The following is a 26368-nucleotide window of genomic DNA, read 5'->3' as shown; positions in this document are numbered from 1 at the left end:
ATGCGCGCGGATGACATTACCAGGGCTGTCGAAACAAACGAGGCGGCCCCGGCCAAGATCAATCTGGCACTGCATGTAACCGGTCAGCGGGCAGATGGTTATCATCTGCTCGAGACGCTGGTGACCTTCACCGAAGCAGGCGACGCGATCCATGTTCGCGATGCCGATGCCGACACTTTCTCCATCTCCGGCCCGTTTGGCGATCTGCTGCGCGCAGGCGATGGCGGCAACAATCTCGTCGTCCGTGCCAGAGACCTTTTGCGTGATGCGCTTGTGGCGGCAGGTCAATCGGCACGCCCGGTTGCCATCCATCTCGAAAAGAACCTGCCGGTCGCCTCCGGAATCGGCGGCGGCTCAGCGGATGCGGCGGCGACACTGCGGGCGCTGTTGCGGCACTGGAATGCCGGGATTGTTCCTGAAAATCTCGCACCCATCGCGCTTGCGCTTGGCGCTGACGTGCCGATGTGCCTTGAAAGCCGCCCACTCATCGCACGAGGTATCGGCGAGGATATCGAGCCGGTCTCCGATCTGCCGGAATTCTTTCTGGTGCTGGCCAACCCTCTGAAAGCGGTCTCGACGCCGGAGATTTTTCGGCGATTGCTCGACAAGGCCAACTCGCCCCTGCCGGAGCGCAAAGAAGACGGCTGGATGGATTTTCTGGCGCAAAGCCGAAACGATCTGGAAGTCCCCGCGAAGGCACTTCTGCCGGAGATCGGCGCAATCGCCGGCATGCTGTCGCAGGAAGGTGCTTCCCTTGTGCGCATGTCCGGTTCGGGTGCCACCTGTTTTGGATTATTTCATTCCTTCGAGGCCGCCCGAAAAGCGGAAACATCGCTTCGAAACAAGCGCCCCGGCTGGTATTTTCAGGCGACGCGGACCATCTGAAGACAACACAATTCGAGGATAAGGCCATGGCAGGCGAAAGACCCTTCATTCCCCTCGGCATCGCGGTTCTGACCGTTTCGGACAGCCGCACGCTTGAGAATGACAAGTCCGGCGACACGCTAGTCGCACGCATAGAGGAAGCCGGACACAAGGTCGCCGCTCGCACCATCGTGGCAGACGACAAGGCTGCTATTTTCAACACCGTGCGCGACTGGACGCTCAACGGGAGCGTGGATGTGGTCATCACCACCGGCGGCACCGGCTTTACAGGCCGCGACGTGACACCCGAGGCGCTGGAACCCCTGTTCGAAAAGCGCATGGACGGCTTTTCCGCCATCTTCCATCGCATTTCCTATGAAAAGATCGGCACCGCCACCATCCAGTCACGGGCGACCGGCGGCGTGGCAAACGCCACCTTCATCTTCGTGCTGCCCGGCTCTCCCGGCGCCTGCAAGGATGCCTGGGACGGTATTCTCAAAGCCCAGCTCGATTACCGCCACCTGCCCTGCAATTTCGTTGAGATCATGCCCCGGCTTGATGAGCATTTGAAACGCGGGGCTGGCGGCGTCTAGAGTGGAATTTCAGGGGTTGTTCGTCACAGCGGACCAAAACCCCATCACGCCAGATATTTTTTGAAGAACTCCGTCGTCCGGCCCCAGGCGAGATCGGCCGCGGCCTTGTCGTATCGCGCCGAGGATGTATCGTTGTTGAAGGCGTGGTTGACGCCGTCGTAAACGAAGATTTCGAAGGTCTTGCCGTTTTCCTCCAGCGCCTTTTTATACGCGTCGATACCGGCATTAATGCGCTCATCCAGACCGGCATACTGTAACAGCAGGGGCGCCTTGATAGCAGGCACATCGGCCGCCGGCGGTTGCTGGCCGTAATAGGCGACACCGGCATTCAGGCCTGCCGATTTGGTGGCGAACCGGTTGACCAGCCCGCCGCCCCAGCAGAAACCGACCGCACCAACCTTGCCGTTCGCACCCTGCCTTGCAGCGAGCCACACCCGACCGGCTTCGGCATTGGCGACTGTTGCGTCCATATCGAGGCCGCTGAACATCTCCCGTGCCTTATCCTCGTCCGAAGGCGTGCCGCCCTGCGGCGACAGAAAATCAACCGCAAGCGCCCTGAACCCCGCAAGCGCCACGCGTCTTGCCACATCGCGGATATGGTCGTTCAGGCCCCGGTTTTCATGGATGACGATAACCGAGCCAATGGGGCCGGAAACCGATTTCGGCGTGACGAGATAGCCCTTCATCTCGCCACCGGGGGCGGGATGGGTCACCTCTTCCGCAACGATACCCGCATCATCAGGCGCGACGATTGCCGCACGGGCGCTGTTGGCCGAAAGAAGCGGCGCGATTGCGGCAGCAGCTGCGCCGGACCCGGCAAGCAGGCTGAGCTTTTCCATGAATTTGCGGCGATCGACGCTGAGATGGGTATATTCATCGTAAGCGTCGATCATGGCCTGCGTAATCTTCGGCTTGTCGTCCATCGCTCTCTTCTCCCTGAACGCGCAGATGCACAGGGAGGATAGCGCAGATCGTCGCCCGGTGAACAAGCGGCGGCACACTTTTGCGTGAGCGCCGCCGCTGGTCATCTGTCTCAGGCGGCAAGGTCCACGACGATACGGCCGTCGATCTTGCCCTCTTCCATGCGACGGAAGATGTCGTTGATGTTTTCGAGTTTATCCCAGGAGAAGTGGGCGGCTACCTTTCCTTCACCAGCGAAGGAAAGCGCCTCCTCCAGATCCTGCCTTGTGCCGACGATGGAGCCACGCACCGTGATGCGCTTCAGCACCGTTTCGAAAACCGGAATGGAGATGAAGCCCGGCGGCAGGCCAACAAGTGCCATCGTGCCCTTGGAGCGCAGGAAACCGTAGGCCTGCTCCATGGCTTTGGGCGAAACCGCCGTCACGAGCGCGCCGTGGACGCCGCCGGTCGCCTTCTGCACCTGTTCCACCGCATCCGGCGCCCGACCGTTGACGGTAAAATCCGCGCCCAGCTTTTTCGCAAGCTCCAGCTTGTCGTCATAAATATCGGCGGCAACGACATGCATGCCCATGGCCTTGGCATATTGCACGGCCATATGACCAAGCCCGCCAATGCCCGATATGACCACCCATTCGCCGGGCCTCACTTCGGTTTCCTTGAGACCCTTGTAGACGGTGACACCGGCGCAGAGCACGGGTGCAGCGGGGCCGAATTCCAGATTGTCGGGAAGTCGGCCAACGAATTTCGGATCGGCAAGCCCGTATTCCGCAAAGCTGCCATTGACGGAATAACCCGAGTTCTTCTGACTTGGGCAAAGAGTTTCCCAGCCGGTGCGGCACGGAATGCAGCATCCGCAGGCGGTGTAAAGCCACGGCGTGCCGGCGCGGTCGCCTTCCTTGATGCCGGTCACGCCAGCGCCGATCTTGGCGACGTAGCCGACGCCTTCATGGCCGGGGATGAATGGTGGATTGGGTTTGACCGGCCAGTCGCCCGTTGCGGCGTGCAGGTCCGTGTGGCAAATGCCGGTCGCCTTGTAATTGATGAGAATTTCACCCGGGCCGGGATCCGGTATCGCCACTTCCTCGATGGTCAGCGGTTTGCCAAATGCGCGGACAACCGCGGCCTTCATTGTTTTAGCCATGACATACTCCCTAATCTCTGCTCGCCTGAAATTCTCGACGGCGAGGCAGAGACTACCGGGGATGGGGCGTCACGGAATTGACCCATCGCAAATCGCAGCATTTTAGAGGCGCGATTGTCTCACTTATGAAGCAACCTTACGGTGCCATCTCACTCCAGCGCCAACCAGATGGCGAGCCAGCCCCAGAGGCAGACGAGAAGCGCGAAACCAATCGCGAACAATGGCGCACGATAACGCAAACGGTTGCTGGTGACGTGAACGAAGGAGTGCGCATAACGGGAAATCACGAACAGCCAGGCCAGAACGACGGTAACGATATTGTCCGCGTCGGTAATATAAAGCAGCAGGCAGACGGGGTGGAAGAGAACCGGAAGCTCGAACTGGTTGGCAATGTTTCGGTTGACCAGATAGCTTTCGCGCCCTTCCTGTCCCGTATCGCGATATCTGAGCGCGGTATCACGGTCCGTCAGCGTGTATTTTTTGCGGCGGTAAAGCAGTAGGGCGTAAAGAACGAACACGAGAAATGCATGGGCTATCATCGGCCAGAACATTGCGGTCGTTGGTGACATGCTTTCTCCTCCAATCACAATAACGCTCCCCGATCCGGCATGAATTGGGGAGCGCCAAATACTGAGACTATGTTGTTGCGGATTCGGCTCGAAAGATCAAACCGCGCCGGGGTAGTTCGGGCTTTCGCGGGTGATCGTCACGTCATGGGCGTGGCTTTCGCGCAAGCCCGCGCTGGAAATGCGCACGAAGGTGGCGCGCTCCTGGAATTCCTTGATCGTGCCGCCGCCGACATAACCCATGGCAGCCTTCAGGCCACCGGCCAGCTGGTGCAGGACGCCGGAGACCGGACCCTTATAGGGAACCTGACCTTCGATACCTTCCGGAACGAGCTTCAGCGTGTCGCGCACTTCCGCCTGGAAATAACGGTCGGCGGAGCCGCGCGCCATGGCGCCAACGGAACCCATGCCGCGATAGGCCTTGAAGGAACGGCCCTGATAGAGGAACACTTCGCCCGGGCTTTCATCCGTGCCGGCCAAAAGCGAGCCGATCATGACGGCGGAGGCGCCGGCGGCAATAGCCTTCGCCAGATCGCCCGAGAACTTGATGCCTCCATCGGCGATGACAGGAATATCTGCGGCATTGGCCACTTCGACAGAGGCCATGATCGCAGCAAGCTGCGGAACGCCAACGCCGGCGACGATACGGGTGGTGCAGATGGAACCGGGGCCGATACCGACCTTGACGCCATCGGCGCCGGCATCGATCAGTGCCTTGGTGCCGTCAGCGGTCGCAACATTGCCGGCGATGATGCGAACGGAGTTCGACATCTTCTTGACCACCGAAACCGCATCGAGCACGCGCTGTGAATGGCCATGCGCGGTATCGACGACCAGAAGGTCAACACCGGCATCGATTAGGCGTTCTGCGCGCTCGATGGCATCGGCACCGACGCTGATTGCGGCAGCGGCGCGAAGACGGCCCTGCGCATCCTTGGTGGCGTTGGGGTTGAGCTGCGACTTCTCCATATCCTTGACGGTGATGAGGCCGACGCAATTGCCTTTTCCATCCACCACCAGCAGCTTTTCAATGCGGTGCTTGTGCAACAGGCGGCGCGCTTCCTGCTGATCGACGCTGCTTTCCTTGACCGTAACAAGGTTTTCGCGGGTCATCAGTTCATAGATCTTCTGCTGCGGATCGGATGCGAAACGCACGTCGCGGTTTGTCAGAATGCCGACGAGACGGCCATTCTTGTGGCCGCCGGCACCGCCGTTTTCAACCACCGGAATGCCGGAAATGCCGTGCGCCTTCATCAAAGCCTGTGCTTCTGCCAGCGTGGCATCCGGGCCGATGGTGACCGGGTTGACGACCATGCCGCTCTCGAACTTCTTTACCTGCCGGACTTCTTCGGCCTGTTCGATGGGGGTAAGGTTGCGGTGGATGACGCCGATGCCGCCGGCCTGCGCCATGGCGATGGCAAGGCGGCCTTCCGTGACCGTGTCCATGGCGGAAGAGAGGATCGGCAGGTTGAGATCGATATCACGGGCAATGCGGGTGGCGATATTCGTCTGTCCCGGCATAACCTCGGAATGTCCGGGTTGCAGCAACACATCGTCAAATGTGAGGGCGTCCAAACCAGTGGGTGTTTGAATGATGCGTGCCATGACCAAATTCCTTCATAATGAAAATGCGTGGCCGTCCCGGAACGAAAAGTTCACCCCGGCGCCCTGCAAGGATTGCTTGGAAGTTGGCGAGGGCTGGTAACACGTTCATGACAGGAAGGAAATAGAAAAAACCCGGAATGACCTTCCGGGCTTATTCTGTTGCTGCATTGCAGCAGGCGTTAAACAGCGTCCTGTGGATCCCTGTTCCGCACGACGCGCTTTAACTGCTTGTTTTTACGCATGTCGTTATCGCAAAACCGCTTAACGCTTTTGCGCGATATGCATCAGATGTCGAACTGGTAGGACTTCGGCACGAAACGGTACCCCGTATCCAGCTTTTCCGCGTAACCGACAGCCGGGAAAGGCATGTGATAGCCGAGGAACGGCAGCCGGTCCGTGGCGATCATGTCGTAGACCTTCTTGCGGGTTGCAGCTGCCGCCGCCTTGTCCATGTCGAACTTCACTTCCCAATCCGGCTTTTGCAGCGACAGGACGAAATGGTTGGCCGTATCAGCCGTCAGGATCAGCTGCTTGCCTTCGGATTCGACACGGAAGATCATGTGGCCCGGCGAATGGCCAAACGCCGCAATGCCGGTGATGCCGGAAACTACGTCAGCACCGTCGCCGATGAAGGTCGCCTTTTCCGCCAGCGGTTTGACGTTGGCGATGACGCCCTTCTGGCCGCCTTCGGCAGGCGTGCCAACCCGCTTCTCGTCCGTCCAGAAATCATATTCCGCCTGGCCGAAAACATAACGCGCCTTGGGGAAGGCCGGCGCGCCCTTTTCCATCAATCCGCCAATGTGGTCGCCGTGCATGTGGGTCAGCACCACCACGGTCACGTCGTCAGGAGAGTAACCGGCAGCCGCCATGCCTTCGATAAGACGGCCATTACCAGCGCCACGGCCGGACTCGCCGAAACCCGTGTCGAACAGCACGAGGTCCGTGCCGGTATTTACGAGAACCGGCGAGAAGGAATTGACGAATTGCTCCTTCGGCAGAAAATTGTCTTCCAGCAGCTTGCCGACGGTTTCCGCCGACTGATCGGTGCCGAAGGTCTCGCCCGGATTGGGCGCGGCGCGCGCGCCGTCCTTCACGACAAGCACTTCGAAAGTACCAAGCTTGAAGCGATTGGTTTCAGGCGGCATGGCGTGTTTGATCTCCATGGAAGTTTGCGGCTGGTTCGTCTGCGCCGTTGCGGTGCGCGCCATCAGAAGCGGCGCGCCGAGAACGCTTGCTCCCGCCACACCGATAAGGCCGCGTCTGCTCATGCTCAAGGATTGAGTCATCATTTTTCTCCCGATTCTCGCCAATGTCACTTTGCCCAACGGACAATAGAGCGAGAAAGTTGCAAGAAAACCGGCCTCACGCAGGTTTGATCGGAACTTCAGAAATTGATAATTAACGTGTTGGCAAGTCCGCCCATCAGGCGTAGGAGGAACTGCGATACCATTGTCGCAGCGGAGAGCCGCAGGCAGCCTCATGAACCGCATCATTCCCCTGATCCTGGCAGTCGCTCTCTTCATGGAGCAGATGGACTCCACCGTCATCGCCACATCGCTTCCGGCCATCGCGGCCGATCTCCACGTGGGTCCGATCACGCTCAAGCTCGCACTGACGGCCTATATGGTGTCGCTGGCGATTTTCATTCCGATCAGCGGCTGGATGGCCGACAAATACGGCGCGAAGAAAATCTTCCGTTTCGCCATCGGCGTCTTCGTCGTCGGTTCGATCTGCTGCGCAGTCTCGTCATCGGTATTCGAATTCGTCGTTTCGCGCTTCCTGCAAGGCATGGGCGGGGCGATGATGACGCCCGTTGGCCGCCTCGTCCTCCTGCGGACGACGCAACGCAGCGAGCTGGTTTCCGCCATGGCGCTTTTGACGATACCGGCACTTGTCGGGCCTCTGACCGGCCCGCCGATCGGCGGCTTCATCACCACCTATTTTTCATGGCACTGGATTTTCCTCATCAACGTGCCCATAGGCGTTATCGGCATCTGGCTGTCGACGATCTTCCTGCCGGAAATCGAGACCACCAATCCGCCACCGATGGACGGCAAGGGTTTCGTGTTATCCGGTCTTGCAGCATCGGGCGTGGTTTTCGGCGTGTCGGTCGTCAGCCTTCCGGCACTGCCGCCCGCCATCGGCATCGCCTCGACGGTCATCGGTTTCATCTGCGGCTTTCTTTATGTGCGCCACGCGGCAAACCATCCTGCTCCCATTCTGGATTTCCGCATTTTCCGCAACCCGACATTCCGGGCGGCCACCGTTGGCGGCACCGCCTTCCGCATTTCCACGGGCGCGATTCCCTTCCTGATGCCGTTGATGTTGCAGATCGGTTTCGGGCTCAACCCGTTTCAATCAGGCATGATCACCTTTGCCGGGGCAATCGGCGCGATCACCACGAAATTCATGGCCAAGCGGGTCTTTGCCGCAACGGGGTTCAGATCAACGCTGATCGGAGCCGGCATCGTCGGTGCCTTCACGACGCTCGCCAACAGCTTCTTCACGCCGGAAACGCCTTACCCACTTATCATGATCTGCCTGGTCACGGCGGGCTTTGCCCGTTCCTTCTTCTTTACTGGATCCAACGCGCTCAGCTATTCCGATATAGACGACAGCCAGGCAAGTCAGGCAACTTCGATGGCATCCGTGCTGCAACAGATCAGCCTTGCGCTCGGCGTGGCTTTCGCAGCCGCCATCCTGGAAGTCAGCAGCATGTTATCCGGCTCGCATCTGCAGCTCGCCGATTTCCACGTTGCCTTCACCATCGTGGCGCTCGTTTCGCTGTTTGCAATCGTGCCGATCATCCGCATGGACGCGCAAGCGGGCGCGGCCGTTTCCGGCCACCGCGGCAAGGTCTCGCAACCGGCAGAATGATTAGTCTTCGTCCGCCTCATCCACGTGCATAACGGACTGCGTTTCGGCGGTCCGGCCCTTGAAATGCTTGGCGAGCAGGAACATTTCGACCGATTCCGAGCGCGAGGACGCCGGCTTGATATGCAGGACCTGCTTGAAGTTCTTCTTCAGCATGTCGAGCAATGCCTTTTCCGTGCCGCCCTGGAAGGTCTTGGCGAGGAAATGGCCGCCTTCCGCCAGCACCTGAACCGCGAAATCGGCCGCGACTTCGCACAGATGCATGGTGCGGATGTGGTCCGTCTTCTGGTGGCCCGTGGTTGGTGCGGCCATGTCGGACAGTACCAGATCCGGCGTGCCGCCAACGGCCTCCATCAACTGGTCCGGTGCGGTCGGATCGAGGAAGTCGAGCTGCAGGATCTTCACGCCGGGGATGGGATCAATTTCGAGAAAATCGATAGCGGCGACGCGGATATCATCCTCGGTGGAATCGGTAACCTTAGAAGCGATCTGCGACCAGCTTCCGGGTGCCGCACCAAGGTCGATGATGCGGGTGGCACCCTTCAGGATCTGGTGCTTGTCGTTGATTTCCAGAAGCTTGAAGGCGGCGCGGGCGCGATAGCCTTCAAGCTTGGCGCGCTGCACATAGGGGTCGTTGATATGACGTTCCAGCCAGCGGCGCGATGAGGCCTTGAGCTTGGTCTTCTTGACCTTCTGACCGATCTTTCGGCCGGTGCGATTGGTGCTTGTGGGCGCCTTGCTCATGTCAAACCTTCCGTTCTGTCCTGCCGTGCCATCTGCATGCGCCTTATCCGGTTACGCCGCCATGCGCCGTCATCCGCCATCATATCCGTCAACAGGCCTTCGCGCAGCCCGCGATCGGCCACACGCATGCGCCGCGCCGGCCAGCGACGGCGAATGGCCTCGAGGATGGCGCAGCCGGCCAGAACCAGATCGGCCCTGTCAGGACCGATGCAGGCATTGGCGGCGCGGCCGGCAAAATCCCATGCCAGAAGCTTGTCCTGCATCGCCGTCACCTCGGTATCTGAAAGCCAGAGGCCATCCACCTTGCGGCGATCGTAGCGCGGCAGGTCGAGGTGAACGCCCGCAAGCGTCGTCACCGTACCCGAGGTTCCGATCAGGTGAAAATCCTCGTGATGCGCAAGCGGCGCCAGAGGCGGGCACTGGAAGGCATCCAGCAGCCCTTCGACTTCCCGCACCATGGCGGCAAACACATCCGGCGTCACATCGCGGCCGCCATGGCGTTCCGAGAGGGTAACAACGCCGACCGGCAACGATGTCCAGTGGGTGATGTGGTTGGCGAGCCGGTTGGAACGGTTTTCGCCGACCTTGATGACCGCGATTTCCGACGATCCGCCGCCTATATCGAACAGCACCACCGAACGGGCTTCACGCCCGACCAGCGAGGCGCAACCCGAAACGGCGAGACGCGCTTCCGTCTCGCGGCTGATGATCTCAAGCTTGAGCCCGGTTTCCCGGGTAACCCGCTCCAGAAACTCCTCGCCATTGGTTGCTGCCCGGCAAGCTTCGGTGGCGATGAGGCGCATACGCCTGATCGGGCGTCCAGCAAGTTTCGAGGAGCAGACCTTGAGAGCCTCCACCGCGCGATCCATGGCATCGTCTGAAAGACGGCCGGTCGATACCAGCCCCTCGCCCAGCCGGACGATGCGCGAAAAGGCATCGACGACCCGGAACTGGCCGGGCCGTGTCGGCTGCGCGATCAGCAGTCGGCAATTATTGGTTCCAAGATCGAGCGCCGCATACATGTCCGTTGCGAATTCGGAGCCATGCTCTTGATGGCGGGCGCCGTGACGGGCGGACATTTCGGATTGTTGCCGGTGCGGTTCCTGAGCCGTCCCATTGGCGCGACCGTTCTGCTTGCCAACATGTCGGGGCGCATGGGAGGGAACCAGCGGGCGACCCTGCGGATCGCGGCTGCGCGGATCACGGTGAGCCCGCTTGCGGTTACGCGACTTGCGACCACCGGCAGGCGGCACGGAGGATGGATTGGTGGCATCCGTTGCGACGACAGCCTCTGGCTGTTCACTGGCAGCAGGCGGCGTCTGATGGGAGGTGCCTTTGCCACGGGAACGCCGACGCCGCTTTCTTTTGCGCGGTTCGGCATCCGGCTCGAGAGCCGATACATAGGGGGAACCGGCCGGAACATCCGCGGCAACATCATGCGACAGCACAGCAACGTCACGGGGTTTACCGTCACGCCTGTTTTTCTTGCCACGACGGGATCGCTTCGCTTTCCCTTTGTTTGCCACCGACGCCCCTTGTTCCGACGGCTTTGGGCCGTTTCCGGGGTCGATCACTGTCTTGTCCATTTCGCCGCGCACAAGCGTAGACGCTATGCTGCTGGCTTTCATAAGGTTTCGTTGGGCGGACAATACCAGCGCAAGAGATTTTAGCCAAATGGTTTTTGGAAGCGAGGAAACCGCACAGTCGACGCGCAGCAAAGACATGCGTTTGCGATAACCCAAATCGGGTTTGAAATCGCTGTAATGATTTTCAGGAATTTTAGGAAATTGGAGATGGTACGGTTGGGGGGTCTCGAACCTCCGACCTCAGGTGCCACAAACCTGCGCTCTAACCAACTGAGCTACAACCGCACATCAAACGCCGAACCGGCGCCACGGGGGGTGACATAAAAGGTGTTTTCGCTATTTGCAAGTCCTTCAGCGAATTTTGCGAAAAAAGGCTTGGAAAGGCAAGCGGTTTTCATGGCGCCAGAGCTGGCAACAGTCGATAGCCGGGTCTACCGCTTGCAATCTGGAACGGGGCCAGAACGGGTCTCGCCGGGCCTGTTCATGTTAACTCTATTTGGCGATTCATTCAGGCGGCGGTGGACCGCGCCGCCCTGTGAAGTTATTTAAAATTCTGTTAACGTGGTGCCTCAGCGGGTTTACGTTTCAGCTTCATGAGGAAGCCGAAAGCCTCGCAAGGTCCGGTAGTGCCAGAATAGGTTTCGACATGCCCGCCGTCCAGTATCCCTTTATCGATATCGCAGTGCATGAACGGGTGCGCGAAGGTTTCGGGCGCGGCGAGGCGATGGCTTTGTTCTCGCTCGATCTTCAGAGCGCGCTCTGGGCCAATGGGCGCGGTGCAGCGCTGTTCGGCACGCCGATGGTCTATGATTTTCTGGAACAGGGGCCTAAACGGCAGGACGTGACCTTCCGGCAGCTGGCCGCGACGGCGGCGCGTCTTTCGAAGACGGGCGACAGCCTGCCGTTTACCATTCGTATCAATGCCGGCTTCCGCAGCCTTGCCGTTACCGCCAAGGCGGAAATCATCGAGGCCGAACCGGGCCAGCCTGCTATTCTGTTTTCCGCCCTCACCGATCAGGCCGCACCTGACACGGCGGAATGCGCAAGGCGCATGATTGAAGGCTTTGACGATCCCGATATCCATATCGCTGTCATCAATGGCGATAACGAGGTCGTTGCCGCTTCGGCCAAGTTTGCGTCGCTCGGCATCACGCCGCATACGGCAAAGACGCTGGTTAGGATGGCCGCAGGTCAGGCTGGCCACCTCGTCAAACGGCCCGTGCCGACCGGCAAGGGTTACATGCCCGCCGCCGCCGGCCAGATCACGACATCGCCAGAACTCAATCTGTTGTTCGTGGTCGAAACCGCGCTCGGGACGCTCGATCCCGTTAACGGCTTTGCCGAAGACAAGCCGCAGGAAGCACCGGCCGCCGCCCAACCGGCTTTGCCGGTTGCCGAGACCGCGCCTGTTGCCGCGACGGCTGCCTCGTTCGATTCCGTGCTCGACGCCGTCGCTGGGATAGAAGATGTGGAGGACGTGCCGGAACTGCCTTCCGACGTCGAAGACGAAGTGACGGTGGAACAGGATGAGGAAACCGTCCTGCCATTGCTTGCAGCAGAAGAAGAAACGGATGCTCCGGCGGATGTCCCGCTGGAGGATGCCGATACGGCTGCGAATGCGGCGATGACGGACGATATTGCCGATCTCTTCGAACTGGATGCGGATGAGGCAGAGGTTCCGGCAACTGGCCAGGCTTCCAGCGAAGACCATACCGAACAGGCCCCGGATGCGGAGCGCGCAAAGGCGGAAGATGAGGTCGCTGAAACAATAGCGGCGCAGGACGCTGCACCAGTTGAAGAGGATGCCCCAGCGGCCGTGGAACCGACCGACGAACCCCGGCCTTTTGTCTTCAACGCCGGTGCGCGTGCATCCCGTTTCGTCTGGAAAATCGATGCCGAGGGCCGCTTCAGCTCGATCTCGCACGAATTTGCGGAGGCTGTGGGCGCGAAGGCGGCAGCTGTCGAAGGCATGAGTTTTGCCGATGTGGCGGCACTGTTCAATCTCGATCCGGAAGGCAAGATCGCGAGCTTCTCGGCCGCCGTGATACCTGGTCTGGCAAGACGATCTATTGGCCAGTCGAAGGCACGTCCCTGATGGTGCCGATCGATCTCGCCGCCCTTCCCACCTATACGCGCTCGCGCGAATTTGACGGTTTCCGTGGTTTCGGCATCGTGCGGCTGGCCGATGCCGCAGAGGATCCGCACGCCACCGGCCTCACCTTCCTGCACGGCGAAGACATCCTTCAAACCGAGGTTTTGCCGCAGCCGGCTGCCGAGGATGAAGACGAGGAATTGCTGGCTTTTCTCGATGAGCTCGATGAGGAAACCCCGGCCGCTGAAGATGCGCCAGCCGAGATTTCGGACGAAGAGCGGCCCCACGATTACAGCCCGCCGGAATTCGAAGTGCCGGCCTTGGAAATCGTACCGACCCCGGAACCAGAGCCGGAGCCAACCTACTCCGACAAAGTAGTCCATCTGGAAGAGCGCCGCTGGCGCTCCCGCGAGGGCCTGACCGCAGGCGAGCAGGCCGCCTTCCGCGAAATCGGCCGGACGCTGGCACCCGTAGATGCCGTTTCAGACGAAGGCCCGAAGGCGGAAGAAGACGCTCCTTCTACCGATCCGGCTGCACAGCACATCCAAGACGATATCGACGCGGTAACACAGGTGGACCTGCCGCCCGTGCTGGAAGAAGACGTTAATGCCGCAGAACCGGCTGAGGAAGACGATCTCTTCGCGGACTATGTTCGCGGCGAACGTCCTGCGGCCACGAACAAGCCTGCCGATGAAATCCACATCGAAGAAAAGACAGTCGCCTTCACCGAGGTGGTACCGGCGGCCGATATCGCCGCTGCGATGGTTAGCCCACCGCTGCGACCCGCCGATGCGCTGAGCGCCGAAACGCTGGACCAGATGCCCGTGGCACTGCTGGTGCATGCCGGTGACAGGCTGATCCATGCCAATCCGGATTTCCTGCGGCTGACGGGCTACGGCTCTCTTGATGAATTGGACGAGGTCGGTGGACTGGAAGCCCTGCTGCAACGGCAGGAGCTTGAGGATATGCCTGATAACGAAGGCGGCATGGTCGTCGTCAGCGCCGAAAATGACATCATTCCGGTCAAGGCACGGCTGCAATCCATCCGCTGGGAAGACACCAAGGCGCTGATGCTGTCGCTGGTTCCGCTGGAAGAAAAGCAGGCACCGGTTACGGCAGCCAACGAGAATACGTCAGCGGCGGAAACCGCGAATGCCGACGCAGGCAGCGTTTCCGTATTGCAGGGCGAAGTCGAAGAACTGCATTCCATTCTGGAAACGGCAACGGATGGCGTGGTGCTTTTGGGAGACGACGGCGAAATCCGTTCGCTCAATCGCTCCGCCAGTGCGCTATTCAACTACGACAATGGCGAAATCGCAGGAAAACCCTTCGTCACCCTGTTTGCGCATGAGAGCCAGCGCGCGGTGCTGGACTATCTTTCCGGCCTTGCCAATAACGGTGTCGCCAGCGTGCTGAACGATGGCCGCGAGGTGATCGGCCGCGAGGCATCCGGCGGTTTTCTGCCGCTGTTCATGACGATCGGGCGACTCAAATCCTCGCACGGCTATTGCGTGGTCATCCGTGACATCACCCAGTGGAAGCGCACGGAAGAAGAGTTACGCAACGCCAAGCGCGCGGCGGAAACCGCCAATGCGCACAAGACCGATTTTCTTGCGCGTGTCAGCCACGAAATCCGCACGCCTCTCAACGCCATCATCGGCTTTGCGGACATGATGGCGACCGAGCGTTTCGGGCCAATCGGTCATCCGCGTTATGTGGAGTATTCCAATGATATCGGACGTTCGGGCCGGCATGTGCTCGATATCGTCAACGACCTCCTCGACATCTCCAAGATCGAAGCCGGGCAGATGGATGTCGATTTCATCGCGGTTCCGCTGAACGAGACGGTGGCCGAGGCGGTCTCGCTGGTGCAACCGCAGGCCAACAATCAGCGTGTCATCATCCGCACGGCGCTTTCGCAATCCGTTCCACAGATCGTTGCCGACCTGCGCTCGATCAAGCAGATCGTGCTCAACATCCTGTCGAACGCCATCCGCTTCACGCCATCAGGCGGCCAGATCGTGGTTTCCACCGCCTATGAGGCCAATGGCAGCGTCGCGCTGCGTATCCGCGATACCGGCATCGGCATGACCCGGGCTGAGCTGGAACAGGCCATGAAGCCGTTCCGGCAGGTGGCGTCATCGGGCAAGCGCGTGCGCGGCGATGGCACCGGGCTCGGCCTTCCCTTGACCAAGGCGATGGTGGACGCCAACCGCGCGAACTTCTCCATCACCTCGACACCGAACGAGGGAACGCTGGTGGAAATTACCTTTCCGTCGCAGCGGGTTCTTGCCAACTGAGGCCATGCGGGCGTAGCAATGCGGGAACCGCCGGCTAAACGGACAGCCGGTTGAGGCTTTCGCAGGACAGCAGGCTGGCTTTTCCATGACGGTTTCCATTCCGGCAACAAGACGCGTTTCATTGTTGCCCATCACGGCGGTCATCGTCGCAGCCATCGCCGCCATGCCTGTTCTGGCGGTCTTCTGGCTGGCGCTGACCGGCAGCACGGAAGGATGGCAACACCTTCTAGCCAATGTTCTGCCGCGCGCCGGGTTTCGAACCTTACTGCTGCTGGCGATGACGGCCGCAACGACGGCATTCTTCGGCATTGTCTGCGCCTGGCTCGTCACCACATTCGAATTCCCTTTGCGGCGGGTATTGTCGGCGGCACTTGTCCTGCCGCTCGCCATTCCTTCGTATCTGGCAGCCTATGCTTTCGGCGAGTTCCTGGATTTCACCGGCCCGGTACAAAGCGCCCTTCGCGCCGTCTTCGGCTATCACAGCATCCGCGACTACTGGTTTCCGGACGTACGCTCGCTTGGCGGCGCCGTGGTGGTTCTGAGTTCGGTGCTTTACCCTTATGTCTATCTCTCGGCCCGCGCCGCCTTTTCCATGCAGGGACGGTTTGCGGCCGAAGCTGCGCGCACGCTTGGTGCGAAACCGCTTGGCGTATTCTTTTCCGTTCAATTGCCGATGGCGCGGCCGGCGATCGCCATCGGTCTTTCGCTGGTCCTGATGGAAACGCTGAACGATATTGGCGCTGTCGAATATCTCGGTGTCCAGACGCTGACTTTCACGATTTACGAGACCTGGCTCAATCGCGGCAATCTTGCCAATGCCACACAGATCGCCGCCGTCATTCTGCTCATCGTTGGCGCGTTGATCTTCATCGAACGCAACGCCCGCGAAAAACAGCGCTTTGCCGCTCCAAAAGCCACGACCATGGCGCAACGCCACCGGTTGAAAAGCCTTCGCGGCTGGCGGCGCTGGTCTGCAAGCCTCTTCTGCGTCGCTCCTGTGGCGAGTGGTTTCCTCATTCCCGTCATCGTTCTTGGCGGTTACGCCGCAAAAAGGCTGGATGCGCTGTTTGCGCCGAAGCTGCTGAAAGCACTCGGTCACAGTCTCGAGGTCTCGCTTTCCGCCGCCTTCGTCACCCTGATTGCGGCTTTCGTATTTTCCTATGCCATCCGCACCGAGCGCTCGCGCACGTCAAAGGTGGCCGCGCGACTTGGCTCCATGGGATATGGCGTGCCGGGAACGGTGCTCGCCATCGGCGTGCTCATTCCCCTGGCCGGTCTCGACAATCACGTCGACGGGTTTGTCCGCTCCCATTTCGGATTTTCGAGCGGCCTGCTGCTGTCAGGCACTGCCTTTGCCATCATCTACGCCCATTCGGTGCGCTTCATGACCATGGCGGAGGGAACGCTTGATGCCGGGTTCCAGAAGCTCTCGCCGCATATCGACATGGCCTCGCGAACGCTTGGGCGCAACCGGTTGCAGACACTGTTCAAGGTGCTGCTGCCGAATATGCGGCCTGCGGCGCTGACAGCCTTTCTTCTGGTACTGATCGAATCCATGAAGGAGCTGCCGGCGACGATCCTGCTGCGGCCCTTCGGCTTCAACACACTCGCCACGCTGGTCTATGAAGACGCGTCCCGCTCAAGGGTGCAGGATGCCGCCGTGCCGGCGATCATCATCATCATTGCCGGGCTTATCCCCGTGCTTCTCGTGTCGAAATCGATGGATCATCCGGAAAACCGCTGAAGGCAACCCGCATGGCGGCAAAAAGAAAGGCGGCCTCTCGGCCGCCTGTATTAGTTGTGCTTTTTTAACGAGAGAAAGGGGGACAACCTCGCCATATGGAAATTATCAATCCCGGCTATCGAAAATTTGACAGCCCTGCGTTGGGATTTACTTTCCGCCAACTCCTATTAACAAGCGGTTAAAACCAAAATCGATCAATTACCGACGATAATTCCTATTTTGAGACCGTAAAAGTCAAAAACTAAATTACAGGTTTCTAATTTTATCGACGCCTCAACAGTAACGCGTAGAAATCGGAGAGGAATATTCGATCAGTTGCGCGCGGCTGCGTGTTCGTCCTTCATCCGCTGGAGTTCCGTGCGTTTGGAGGCGATGGAAGCGACAATCACGCCGATTGTGACAAGCCCGATAAGGATCGTGCAGATGGCGTTGATCTCAGGTGTGACACCGAGACGAACCTGCGAATAAATCTTGATCGGCAGCGTCGTCGCACCTGGACCAGTGGCGAAACTTGCGATCACTAGATCATCGAGCGACAGCGTAAACGCTAGCATCCAGCCGGCGATGACGGCCGGGAAGATCAGCGGCAGGGTAATTTTGAAGAAGGTCTTGACCGGCGGGCAACCGAGATCGAGCGCTGCTTCCTCGAGGCTGCGATCAAAGGTCAACAGACGCGACTGCACGACGATTGCCACATAACACATGGTGAAGGTGGTGTGGGCGATGACTACCGTCCAGAAGCCACGATCCACCCCGACGGCCACGAACAGCAGCAGCAGCGACAGACCGGTAATGACCTCCGGCATGACGAGCGGCGCATAGATCATGCCCGAAAACAGCACGCGTCCCGGAAAGCGCGCAAAGCGCGTCAGAGACAGCGCCGCCAGCGTTCCGAGGATGGTGCCGATGGTGGCGCTCAAAATACCGACACGAAGCGTCACCCAGGCTGCATCCATCAGCCCCTGGTTCGACCACATGGACTTGTACCATTGCAGCGAAAATCCGCCCCAGACGGTGACCAGCTTCGAGGCATTGAAGGAATAAACGATCAGGATGATGATCGGGATATAGAGAAAGGCAAAACCGAGGGTCAGGACGGTGATGTCGAATTTTCCGCGTTTCATGGCCTCACCCGACTTTCTTCTGCTGGTTCTGGAAGATGGCGATGGGCACCACCAGCAACAGTAGAAGCAGCACCGCAACGGCGGATGCCAGGGGCCAGTCGCGGTTGCCGAAGAATTCCGTCCAGAGCGTCTTGCCGATCATCAGCGTCTGCGCACCGCCAAGCAGATCGGGAATGACGAATTCGCCGGTTATCGGGATGAAACAGATCATCGACCCGGCCACCACGCCCGGAAGCGACAGCGGGAAGGTAATCTTCCAGAAGGCTTTCCAGGGCGGGCAACCCAGATCGGCCGCCGCTTCCAGAAGCGTATTGTCGAATTTTTCCAGCGCCGAATAAAGCGGCAGCACCATGAACGGCAGATAGGAATAGACGATTCCGATGAAGATCGCCGTCTCGGTGCGGAAGATATTGACCTGCTGGTCCGGCCCCAGAAAACCGAGCCATTGGAACAGCACCGTCAGCAGACCTTCGGGCTTCAGAATACCGATCCAGGCGTAAACGCGGATCAGGAACGAGGTCCAGAACGGCAGGATGACCAGCATCACCAGCGTCGGGCGGATGGATGACGGCGAACGCGCCATGGCAAGAGCCATGGGATAACCGATCAGCAACAGCAGGAAGGTGGAGATGAATGCGATGCGCAGCGACGAGAGATAGGCGTCGATGTAGAGCGGGTCTTCCGTCAGAAACAGGTAGTTTTCGAAATCCAGCTGCGAGAAGAATGCGCCAAGCTTCGAAAACCCTTCGAAGACTGGCGTATAGGGCGGCATGGATATCGCCGTATCCGAAAGCGATATTTTGAAAATGATGAAAAAGGGCGCTGCAAAAAACAGCATCAGCCAGAAATAGGGAACCGCGACGACCAGCCATCGCCAGGGACTTTGCCGGTTTTCAGGAGTGGTGATCGCCATAAAAGCCTCCCTCAGTGCGTTAGCACAAGACCGGAATCCTGTTTCCAGTTCAACCACACCATATCGCCAAAGGTGATCGGGCGATCCACGAGACGCGAGACATTCGCCTGCGCTGCACGGATGACACGGCCATCGGCAAGCTTGACGATGAACACCGAGAAGTCACCGAGATAGCCGATATCCCAGACTTCGCCATAAGCGGAATTGACGGCGCTGTCGGTGGGTTGATCGAGCGAGATGCGGACCTTTTCCGGGCGGATGGCGAAAGCCACCCGGCTTCCGGTGACAGCGGCACATTCCTGCTCCACGGCAACTGTCAGCCCGTCGCAATCGAGTGTCACCAGTCCCGGCTTGCCGATATCGGACGCGTTAGTGACGACATTGGCGTCGAAAATATTGATGTCGCCGATGAAATCCGCCACGTAACGGCTGTTCGGCGCCTCGTAGATTTCGGCAGGCGTTGCCACCTGCACCACAATGCCCTTGTCCATGACCGCGATCCGGTCCGACACCGTCATTGCCTCTTCCTGGTCATGGGTGACGATCAAGAAGGTGAGGCCGAGATTGGTCTGGATGTCCATCAGCTCGAATTGGGTTTCCTCGCGCAGCTTCTTGTCGAGCGCACCGAGCGGTTCATCCAGCAAAAGCACCTTCGGCCGCTTGGCAAGCGAGCGGGCAAGCGCCACGCGCTGCCGCTGGCCGCCCGAAAGCTGGCTCGGCTTGCGCTTGGCAAACTCGCTGAGCTTGACGAGCCGCAGCATTTCCTCGACCCGCGAGGATACTTCTGCCTTGGGCAGACCGTCCTGCTCCAGACCAAAGGCAATGTTCTTCTCCACCGACATATGCGGGAAAAGGGCGTAGGACTGAAACATCATATTGGTCGGGCGCTTGTAGGGCGGCACGCCGGAAATATCCTTGCCCTGGAGGAGAATACGCCCATTGGTCGGTTCCTCGAAACCGGCCAGCATGCGCATCAGCGTGGTCTTGCCGCAGCCGGAAGGACCGAGCAGCGAAAAGAACTCCCGTTCGTAAATATCGAGCGTCAGATTATCGACGGCGACGAAATCGCCAAACCGCTTGGTGACGTTTTCAAAACGGATGAAGGGAACCGCATCGGGATTGTCCCAAGGGCTAAATTTGCGTTTGACCGGCCCCAGAGTTTTCGCCATTCACCCTACCCTCAAATCCCGTTGATTTTGTAGATTTGAGCATCGGATTTCCCGAAAACCGCGTCACACTTTTCGGTCCGATGCCATGAGGCGGGCAGCGCCGGCAGGTTGCGTGACCTGCCGGCAAGGTATCAGAGAAACAGGCCCGCCGGCCGTTTCTCAACCAGCGCGCGGAGCTATCAGCTACCGGTCTTTATCTGCGTCCAGACACGGTTCAAGACACGCTGTTCCTTCGGTCCGTAGGGTGAGATGGTGAAGAGCTTCTTCATCGTCTCGGCATTGGGGTAGACCGCCGGGTTCTTGGCAACCGACGGATCCATCAGCGCCTGCGAGGCAAGGTTGCCGTTCGCATACTGAACATAGTTGGACGCCTTGGCGATGACTTCCGGCCGCATCAGGTAGTTTATGAAGGTGTGAGCTTCCTCGACATTCTTGGCATCCGCCGGGATGGCAAGGTTGTCGAACCACATATAGGTGCCTTCCTTCGGGATGACGTAGTTCACCTCGACGCCGTTCTTGGCTTCTTCGGCACGCTTTTTCGCCTGAAGAATGTCACCCGACCAGCCGATCGTGATGCAGCTGTCGCCATTTGCCAGCTCGTCGATATAGGCGGAGGAGTTGAAGGTCTTCACGAAGGGACGGATCTTCGAATAGACGGCACCGCCCGCTTCCAGATCGGCCGTTTCCTTGCTGTCCGGGTTCTTGCCGAGGTAATTCATCGCGATGGCGAAGGTCTCGTCCGATGCATCGAGAATATTGATGCCACAGGATTTCAGCTTTTCGGCATTTTCCGGCTTAAAGAGAATATCCCAGCTGTCGACCGGAACATCACCGAGAGCCGCCTTCACCTTGGCGACGTTATAGCCGATGCCTGTTGTGCCCCACATGTAGTTCACGGCATACTCGTTGCCGGGGTCGTATTTCGCCAGACGCTCGGAGACATCCGGCCACATGTTCTTCAGATTCGGCAACTTGGACTTGTCGAGTTTCTGGAAAACACCGGCATTGATCTGGCGGGCGAGGAAGGGGCCAGTCGGCACCACCACGTCGTAGCCGGAGCTGCCGGCCAGAAGCTTCGTTTCCACGAGTTCGTTGCTGTCGAATACATCGTAAACGACCTTGATGCCGGTTTCCTTGGTGAAATCGGTAAGGATCGATCCGTCGATATAATCCGACCAGTTAAAGACGTGAACGACCTTCTCCTGGGCCATTGCCGAGCCTGCAGCAACGAGCGCCGTCGTGAGAGCCAAAGTGAAACGGAGCGAACGGTTTTTCATGATTTCTCCTGTTAACGCATCCTCGTGACGGAAGCGTGATCCCCTTTTTTAGTGAGACTAGAAAGGAAAACAAAAGGGAGCAAGCGGGAAATGTGCAGCACAGCATTTTCAACCGAATGTGTTCCACCGGAAAAAAGTGATGCGAAACCTCTACTGGAAGTCGAAAACACTAAGACCGGTCACCATTTCGTCCAGGCCGAGCGGCCTCGTCAGCGGGGCCTCCGCCCGCGACAGACAGCCCTGCCTTTCACACAGCCGGCACGAGGGACCAATGGCAATGGTCGGCCCACCTGCGCCGGCAGCCCCATAAACCGTCTCCCCGGCCTGGGCGAGATCGCAGCCCAGAAGCACAGCCGTTCGCCGCACCCTTTCGCCGAAACCGGCCTGCGGGCCTTCAAGCGTGCGCGACACCGTCAGGAAGGCGTCACCGTCAGGCATCTCCACCGGCTCCACCAGCACCTGCCCCGGCTGGGCAAAAGCTGCGTGGATATTAAGACGCGGACAGAGGCCACCAAACCGTGCCCTCGGGAAACCACCGGCGCCCGCAAGACGGAAACGGTTGCCGGCATTGTCAGTCTCCATCAAAAAGAACGGGATTGCCGCAGCCGTCGGCCTTTGCAGGCTGACGAGCCTGTTGGCGGCCTGCTCGAACGACACATTGAAGCGTGATCGCAGGACATCGAGATCGTATTTCGCGCGCTGGGCGGCACTCAAAAACGCACCATAGGGCATCATCAGGGCATGGGCGGCATAACGCGCCAGCTCGAAGCGGGCGATGCGCCGTGCCTCCTCCCCCTTCAGGCCAAGCGTCTCCAGCTCAGCGCCAATCTCCTCTCGAAGCGCCAGAAGACAGGTTTCCATCGCCATTTCCCTGAGCTGATCCGGCTGCGACAGGCGCTCGGACAAAAACAGCCGCATGGAATGGCGGTCATAACGCCGCCGCAGATTGGGCATGGCATGGACCGGCAGAGTTCTGACCACGATACCGTGGTTTTTCTGAAGCCATGCGCGAAGGCCCGCGGCGAGATCTTCGCCCGCCGACAATTGCTTGTGGAGTTCTTCTGCCGCCGCATCGATCGAATGGACATAGGCCGGCCGGTTTTCAAAGACGTGCCGCACCTCGTCGATCGGCAGTCGGGTGGAGGAAAGCGCCGTCTCATGTCCTTCGCGCGCCAGAAGATCCGAGAGGTCGGAAAGGCGCTGCGCCTGTTCCCGATAGGCCCTATACAGCTTGACGACGCCACTTGCCGCATTGGGCGCGGCATCTGCCACCTCGATCAGCTCCTGCGGCGACGGCACCTCGCCCACCAAGAGCGGATCGGCGAAGACCTCGCGCAATTGCCCGGCGGAACCGGCACTCTCGCCTTGCAGGTCGTCCAGATCCACCTTGTAGACTGAAGCGAGCTTCAAGAGCAGCTGCACGGTCAGCGGCCGCTGATTGCGCTCGATGAGATTGAGGTAGGAAGGCGAGATCGCCAGCGCCTCGGCCATGGCCGTCTGCGTCAGCGCCAGACCGTTGCGAATACGACGTACGCGCGGGCCAGCAAAAATCTTGTTTTCCGACACAGCCTCAACCTCACATCGAAAGACTCATACAAGTCTGTTACAAATTCGCCGGGCATGAGGCTTTTACAAAATTTACAATTTTACAGCTCCACCCTGTCATGCACACTACAGCATAACCTCTTTCAAGTCACTGTTTTTATGTTTCTTCTGGCGCTCAAACTCATGAAAATGTAAATGTAGTCACATCGAAAGGCGCTTCACACAGTTGAAGACAGCACGTTTCTGAAACTGCATTTGTCATGGGAGAGAGAAGTATGACGGATTTTTACAAACTTGTTCCGGGCGCACCGCAGGGACGCTTCGACGGCATTGAGCGCACTTATACCGCCGCCGACGTGGAGCGGTTGCGCGGCTCCGTTGAAATCCGCCATTCGCTGGCCGAGATGGGTGCCAACCGGCTGTGGAAGCTGATCAACGAAGAGAATTTCATCAATGCGCTCGGCGCGCTTTCCGGCAACCAGGCCATGCAGATGGTTCGCGCCGGGCTGAAGGCGATCTATCTTTCCGGCTGGCAGGTTGCGGCAGATGCCAACACGGCCTCCGCCATGTATCCGGACCAATCGCTCTACCCCGCCAATGCGGCGCCAGAGCTTGCAAAGCGCATCAACCGCACCTTGCAACGGGCAGACCAGATCGAGACGGCAGAGGGCAAGGGCCTTTCGGTCGACACGTGGTTCGCGCCGATCGTTGCCGATGCGGAAGCAGGTTTCGGGGGACCGCTCAACGCCTTCGAGATCATGAAGGCATTCATCGAGGCCGGTGCAGCCGGTGTTCACTATGAAGACCAGCTGGCATCTGAAAAGAAGTGCGGCCATCTCGGCGGCAAGGTTCTGATCCCCACGGCGGCGCATATTCGCAACCTGACGGCGGCACGACTTGCAGCCGACGTCATGGGCGTGCCGACGCTGGTCATCGCCCGCACCGATGCGGAGGCAGCCAAGCTTTTGACCTCTGACATTGACGAGCGCGACCAGCCCTTCGTTGATTATGATGTCGGCCGCACCGTAGAGGGCTTCTATCAGGTGAAGAACGGTCTTGAACCCTGCATCGCCCGTGCGGTGGCCTATGCGCCCTATTGCGATCTGATCTGGTGCGAGACCTCCAAGCCAGATCTCGAGCAGGCGCGCAGGTTTGCCGAGGGCGTGCACAAGGTGCACCCCGGCAAGAAGCTGGCTTACAATTGCTCGCCGTCGTTCAACTGGAAAAAGCACCTCGACGACGCGACGATTGCCAAGTTCCAGCGCGAACTCGGGGCGATGGGCTACAAGTTCCAGTTCATCACGCTGGCCGGCTTCCACCAGCTGAATTACGGCATGTTCGAACTGGCGCGCGGCTACAAGGAGCGGCAGATGGCGGCCTATTCCGAGCTTCAGGAAGCGGAATTCGCGGCCGAGGTTAACGGCTACACCGCCACCAAACACCAGCGCGAAGTCGGCACCGGCTACTTCGACGCTGTGTCGCTGGCAATCTCGGGCGGCACGTCTTCGACCACCGCCATGAAGGAATCCACCGAGCACGACCAGTTCCGCCCGGCGGCGGAATAAACTGGAAAACTGCCCTTCCCTTGAACGGGAAGGGCTTGCAAATCGCATCAAGAACCCCAACCAATAAAGAGAGGAGAAATGCCATGAATGCCCATAACCCCATCAAGACCCACGTCAAGGAACGCGCCGAGGAGCAGTCCTCCGCCATGACGCAGGATCAACAGGTCGCCATCCGCATGCTGGCCAACGATCTGCACCGCCTCAATCAGGCCGTCATGAAGGCCGTTGAGGCCGGTGTTTCCGTTGAACTCGTCCGCTCAGCCCGCCATCACGGCGGGGGCGGCAACTGGGGCGATCTTCTGATCCCGGTCATCGTTGCGCAGGGAAGTGCTGCTGCGTGACACCGCTCATGCCGGACGGCTTTTTCGTCCGGCGTACAAATCGGAATGTCGCTTGATGAGACGCGTCATCCGGTCCGCCACCGTCCGTATATCGCGGCGGTGGCGATCGTCATTGTTCATGACGATCCACTGATTGTGACGAAGCGCTTCGATTTCGTCACCCTCACGCATCAGCCCCGCATCGGCATCGCCCACGAAACACGGCAGCACGGCAACCCCTGCCCCGGCCAGCGTGAGATCGAGCAGTGCCGTTGGCCTGTTGACGGTCACCACGATATTGTCCCGCCGGTTTTCATGCGGCCAGCGCAGGTAGGCGGAAATGGCGTTTTCTTCCGCCACCGCCAACCACCGGTCTGAAACGGAGCTGGCGGCGTTGCGCAACCTGTAGGGCGCATAGGCCACCTCCCCCGTCTTGATGGCAGCGAGGTTGCGTTCCTCGGGCTCGAAAGCGCGAATGCCGATGTCGTTTTCACGGTGCGCCAAAGACGCCCTTTGTTCGGCGATGAAAAGATCGATGCGGAAATCGTCGCGATCCGTGCAGATGGCGGAGAAATTTACTGCAAGCAGCCAGGCATTCCAGGTGCCGACGGCAATGCGCACGACGGAAGAGGCCGACGACGCCTTTTGCCATCCCTCGATATCCTTTGCCGCGTTTTCCATCGCCTGAAGGCGGTCAAACAGCGCGCGGCCATCCGGTGTCAGCGCGTATCCCGTCTGGCTGCGCTGGAACAGCGCCTTGCCGATACGTTCCTCCAGTTCGACCATGCGTCGCCCGATAGTCGCAGGGCTCAAACCCGTCAGCGCCGCAGCACCCGTCAGGCCGCCGCTGCGTGACACATCGAGGAAAAGTTGGTATGAATCCCAAGTGACGTTTTTCATTTATGAAAAACGTAGCGCATTTTCTTGCGCAGATAAATCAAAAAACGGCGTGCATCATGGCCCTCCGCAACATGGAGAGTGACATGCACGTATTTTATTCAGCATTGGCCATCATCGAAAACCAGACTCCGCGCACGCGGCGGGAAGCCATCCGGCAGGAAGAGAAATTCTATGCCGATATGGCCGAGGCATCCTGGCCGTGGCGGCTGTTTATCGCGGTTGCTGCAAGGGCGAAAGCGAAGAGCCTGACCTTAATAAAAAAGGGCGATCAGGGCAGCCACGGCACCGGCTGCGATTGCAGTCAGGCGAAAGGCCAACTGCCTGCTCTCGCTTTCGGCGCGGGCGATGGCAATGGCGCGAGGGCGGCGATGTGCGGATCTGTTCATGCGCGGGCTCCTGACGAAAAACTCAACCGACCCATGCCCTGTTAAGAGCCTCCAGCATGACATCATGTACAGCGGAACCACAACGAGATTCGGCTTTGCTGGCATTCTGTCAGGATGACCCGTGCCCATTAACAAGGTG

Annotated in this window: 20 protein-coding genes, 1 tRNA gene and 1 pseudogene; 8 read left to right on the top strand and 14 right to left on the bottom strand. The window is 59.4% G+C overall.

Annotated elements, in window-relative coordinates; all coding sequences use genetic code 11:
- Both RBH71_RS15555 and moaB read left to right on the top strand, forming a co-directional pair.
- On the top strand, positions 1–885 hold the full coding sequence (locus tag RBH71_RS15555; protein ID WP_003515170.1) for a 4-(cytidine 5'-diphospho)-2-C-methyl-D-erythritol kinase: 885 nt from the start codon (positions 1–3) through the stop codon (positions 883–885).
- 26 nt (positions 886–911) lie between these two features.
- Complete coding sequence (gene moaB / locus RBH71_RS15550; protein ID WP_003515169.1) at positions 912–1457, top strand: molybdenum cofactor biosynthesis protein B; 546 nt, start codon at positions 912–914, stop codon at positions 1455–1457.
- A 44-nt stretch (positions 1458–1501) separates the two neighbouring features.
- Here moaB and RBH71_RS15545 read toward each other — a convergent pair whose 3' ends face one another.
- The 5 genes from RBH71_RS15545 to RBH71_RS15525 form a co-directional block, all read right to left on the bottom strand.
- Positions 1502–2380, bottom strand: a complete 879-nt coding sequence (locus RBH71_RS15545) for a dienelactone hydrolase family protein (protein ID WP_003515168.1) — start codon at positions 2378–2380, stop codon at positions 1502–1504.
- A gap of 110 nt (positions 2381–2490) precedes the next feature.
- A complete protein-coding gene (gene adhP, locus RBH71_RS15540; protein ID WP_003515167.1) occupies positions 2491–3519 on the bottom strand; it encodes an alcohol dehydrogenase AdhP in 1029 nt (342 codons plus the stop codon).
- Positions 3520–3668: 149 nt separating this feature from the next.
- On the bottom strand, positions 3669–4070 hold the full coding sequence (locus tag RBH71_RS15535; protein ID WP_003515166.1) for an MAPEG family protein: 402 nt from the start codon (positions 4068–4070) through the stop codon (positions 3669–3671).
- Between the two features lie 114 nt (positions 4071–4184).
- A complete protein-coding gene (gene guaB / locus RBH71_RS15530) occupies positions 4185–5690 on the bottom strand; it encodes an IMP dehydrogenase (protein ID WP_003515165.1) in 1506 nt (501 codons plus the stop codon).
- A gap of 284 nt (positions 5691–5974) precedes the next feature.
- The gene (locus RBH71_RS15525) at positions 5975–6976 is read right to left on the bottom strand and encodes an MBL fold metallo-hydrolase (protein ID WP_003515164.1); all 1002 of its coding nucleotides are present in this window, start codon (positions 6974–6976) and stop codon (positions 5975–5977) included.
- 193 nt (positions 6977–7169) lie between these two features.
- Between RBH71_RS15525 and RBH71_RS15520 the strand changes: the two genes are divergently transcribed.
- Complete coding sequence (locus RBH71_RS15520) at positions 7170–8567, top strand: MDR family MFS transporter (RefSeq protein WP_003515163.1); 1398 nt, start codon at positions 7170–7172, stop codon at positions 8565–8567.
- On the opposite strand, the gene RBH71_RS15515 is transcribed toward RBH71_RS15520, so the two are convergent.
- The 3 genes from RBH71_RS15515 to RBH71_RS15505 form a co-directional block, all read right to left on the bottom strand.
- Positions 8568–9308: an RlmE family RNA methyltransferase gene (locus RBH71_RS15515; RefSeq protein WP_003515161.1), complete on the bottom strand. Its 741-nt coding sequence runs from the start codon at positions 9306–9308 to the stop codon at positions 8568–8570.
- Positions 9305–10936, bottom strand: coding sequence for a Ppx/GppA phosphatase family protein (locus tag RBH71_RS15510; protein ID WP_003515160.1), 1632 nt, complete (start codon positions 10934–10936; stop codon positions 9305–9307). Before RBH71_RS15510 ends, RBH71_RS15515 begins: the two co-directional genes overlap by 4 nt.
- Before the next feature lie 166 nt (positions 10937–11102).
- Positions 11103–11179, bottom strand: a tRNA-His gene (locus RBH71_RS15505).
- A 361-nt stretch (positions 11180–11540) separates the two neighbouring features.
- Here RBH71_RS15505 and RBH71_RS15500 point away from each other — a divergent pair.
- Both RBH71_RS15500 and RBH71_RS15495 read left to right on the top strand, forming a co-directional pair.
- A pseudogene (locus RBH71_RS15500) lies at positions 11541–15286 on the top strand (ATP-binding protein).
- An 85-nt stretch (positions 15287–15371) separates the two neighbouring features.
- The gene (locus RBH71_RS15495) at positions 15372–17030 is read left to right on the top strand and encodes an ABC transporter permease (protein WP_003515158.1); all 1659 of its coding nucleotides are present in this window, start codon (positions 15372–15374) and stop codon (positions 17028–17030) included.
- Between the two features lie 311 nt (positions 17031–17341).
- On the opposite strand, the gene RBH71_RS15490 is transcribed toward RBH71_RS15495, so the two are convergent.
- From RBH71_RS15490 to RBH71_RS15470, 5 genes are all read right to left on the bottom strand, one after another.
- A complete protein-coding gene (locus tag RBH71_RS15490; protein ID WP_003515157.1) occupies positions 17342–18154 on the bottom strand; it encodes an ABC transporter permease in 813 nt (270 codons plus the stop codon).
- Between the two features lie 4 nt (positions 18155–18158).
- Complete coding sequence (locus tag RBH71_RS15485) at positions 18159–19067, bottom strand: ABC transporter permease subunit (protein WP_003515156.1); 909 nt, start codon at positions 19065–19067, stop codon at positions 18159–18161.
- 11 nt (positions 19068–19078) lie between these two features.
- On the bottom strand, positions 19079–20236 hold the full coding sequence (locus RBH71_RS15480; RefSeq protein WP_003515155.1) for an ABC transporter ATP-binding protein: 1158 nt from the start codon (positions 20234–20236) through the stop codon (positions 19079–19081).
- Positions 20237–20415: 179 nt separating this feature from the next.
- On the bottom strand, positions 20416–21513 hold the full coding sequence (locus RBH71_RS15475; RefSeq protein ID WP_323687408.1) for a polyamine ABC transporter substrate-binding protein: 1098 nt from the start codon (positions 21511–21513) through the stop codon (positions 20416–20418).
- A 150-nt stretch (positions 21514–21663) separates the two neighbouring features.
- Positions 21664–23079 (bottom strand): helix-turn-helix domain-containing protein, encoded by a 1416-nt coding sequence (locus RBH71_RS15470; protein ID WP_003515152.1) that lies wholly within the window; start codon positions 23077–23079, stop codon positions 21664–21666.
- 254 nt (positions 23080–23333) lie between these two features.
- Between RBH71_RS15470 and aceA the strand changes: the two genes are divergently transcribed.
- Together aceA and RBH71_RS15460 are read left to right on the top strand one after the other, a co-directional pair.
- Positions 23334–24623, top strand: a complete 1290-nt coding sequence (gene aceA, locus RBH71_RS15465; protein ID WP_111800668.1) for an isocitrate lyase — start codon at positions 23334–23336, stop codon at positions 24621–24623.
- An 83-nt stretch (positions 24624–24706) separates the two neighbouring features.
- Entirely contained in the window at positions 24707–24964 is a 258-nt protein-coding gene (locus RBH71_RS15460) for a hypothetical protein (protein ID WP_003515151.1), read from the top strand.
- A 6-nt stretch (positions 24965–24970) separates the two neighbouring features.
- Here RBH71_RS15460 and RBH71_RS15455 read toward each other — a convergent pair whose 3' ends face one another.
- Positions 24971–25843 carry a LysR family transcriptional regulator gene (locus RBH71_RS15455; RefSeq protein ID WP_003515150.1) on the bottom strand — a complete coding sequence of 291 codons (873 nt, stop codon included), beginning with the start codon at positions 25841–25843 and terminating at the stop codon, positions 24971–24973.
- 83 nt (positions 25844–25926) lie between these two features.
- Between RBH71_RS15455 and RBH71_RS15450 the strand changes: the two genes are divergently transcribed.
- Positions 25927–26274, top strand: a complete 348-nt coding sequence (locus tag RBH71_RS15450; RefSeq protein ID WP_003515148.1) for a hypothetical protein — start codon at positions 25927–25929, stop codon at positions 26272–26274.
- The last annotated feature ends 94 nt before the right edge of the window (positions 26275–26368 follow it).

The sequence above is a fragment of the Rhizobium sp. AN68 genome, assembly GCF_030758035.1.
GTDB classification, from domain to species: Bacteria; Pseudomonadota; Alphaproteobacteria; order Rhizobiales; family Rhizobiaceae; genus Agrobacterium; species Agrobacterium tumefaciens.
The sequence above is the reverse complement of the archived record's forward strand: the minus strand, read 5'-3'. Positions and strand labels throughout refer to the sequence as shown.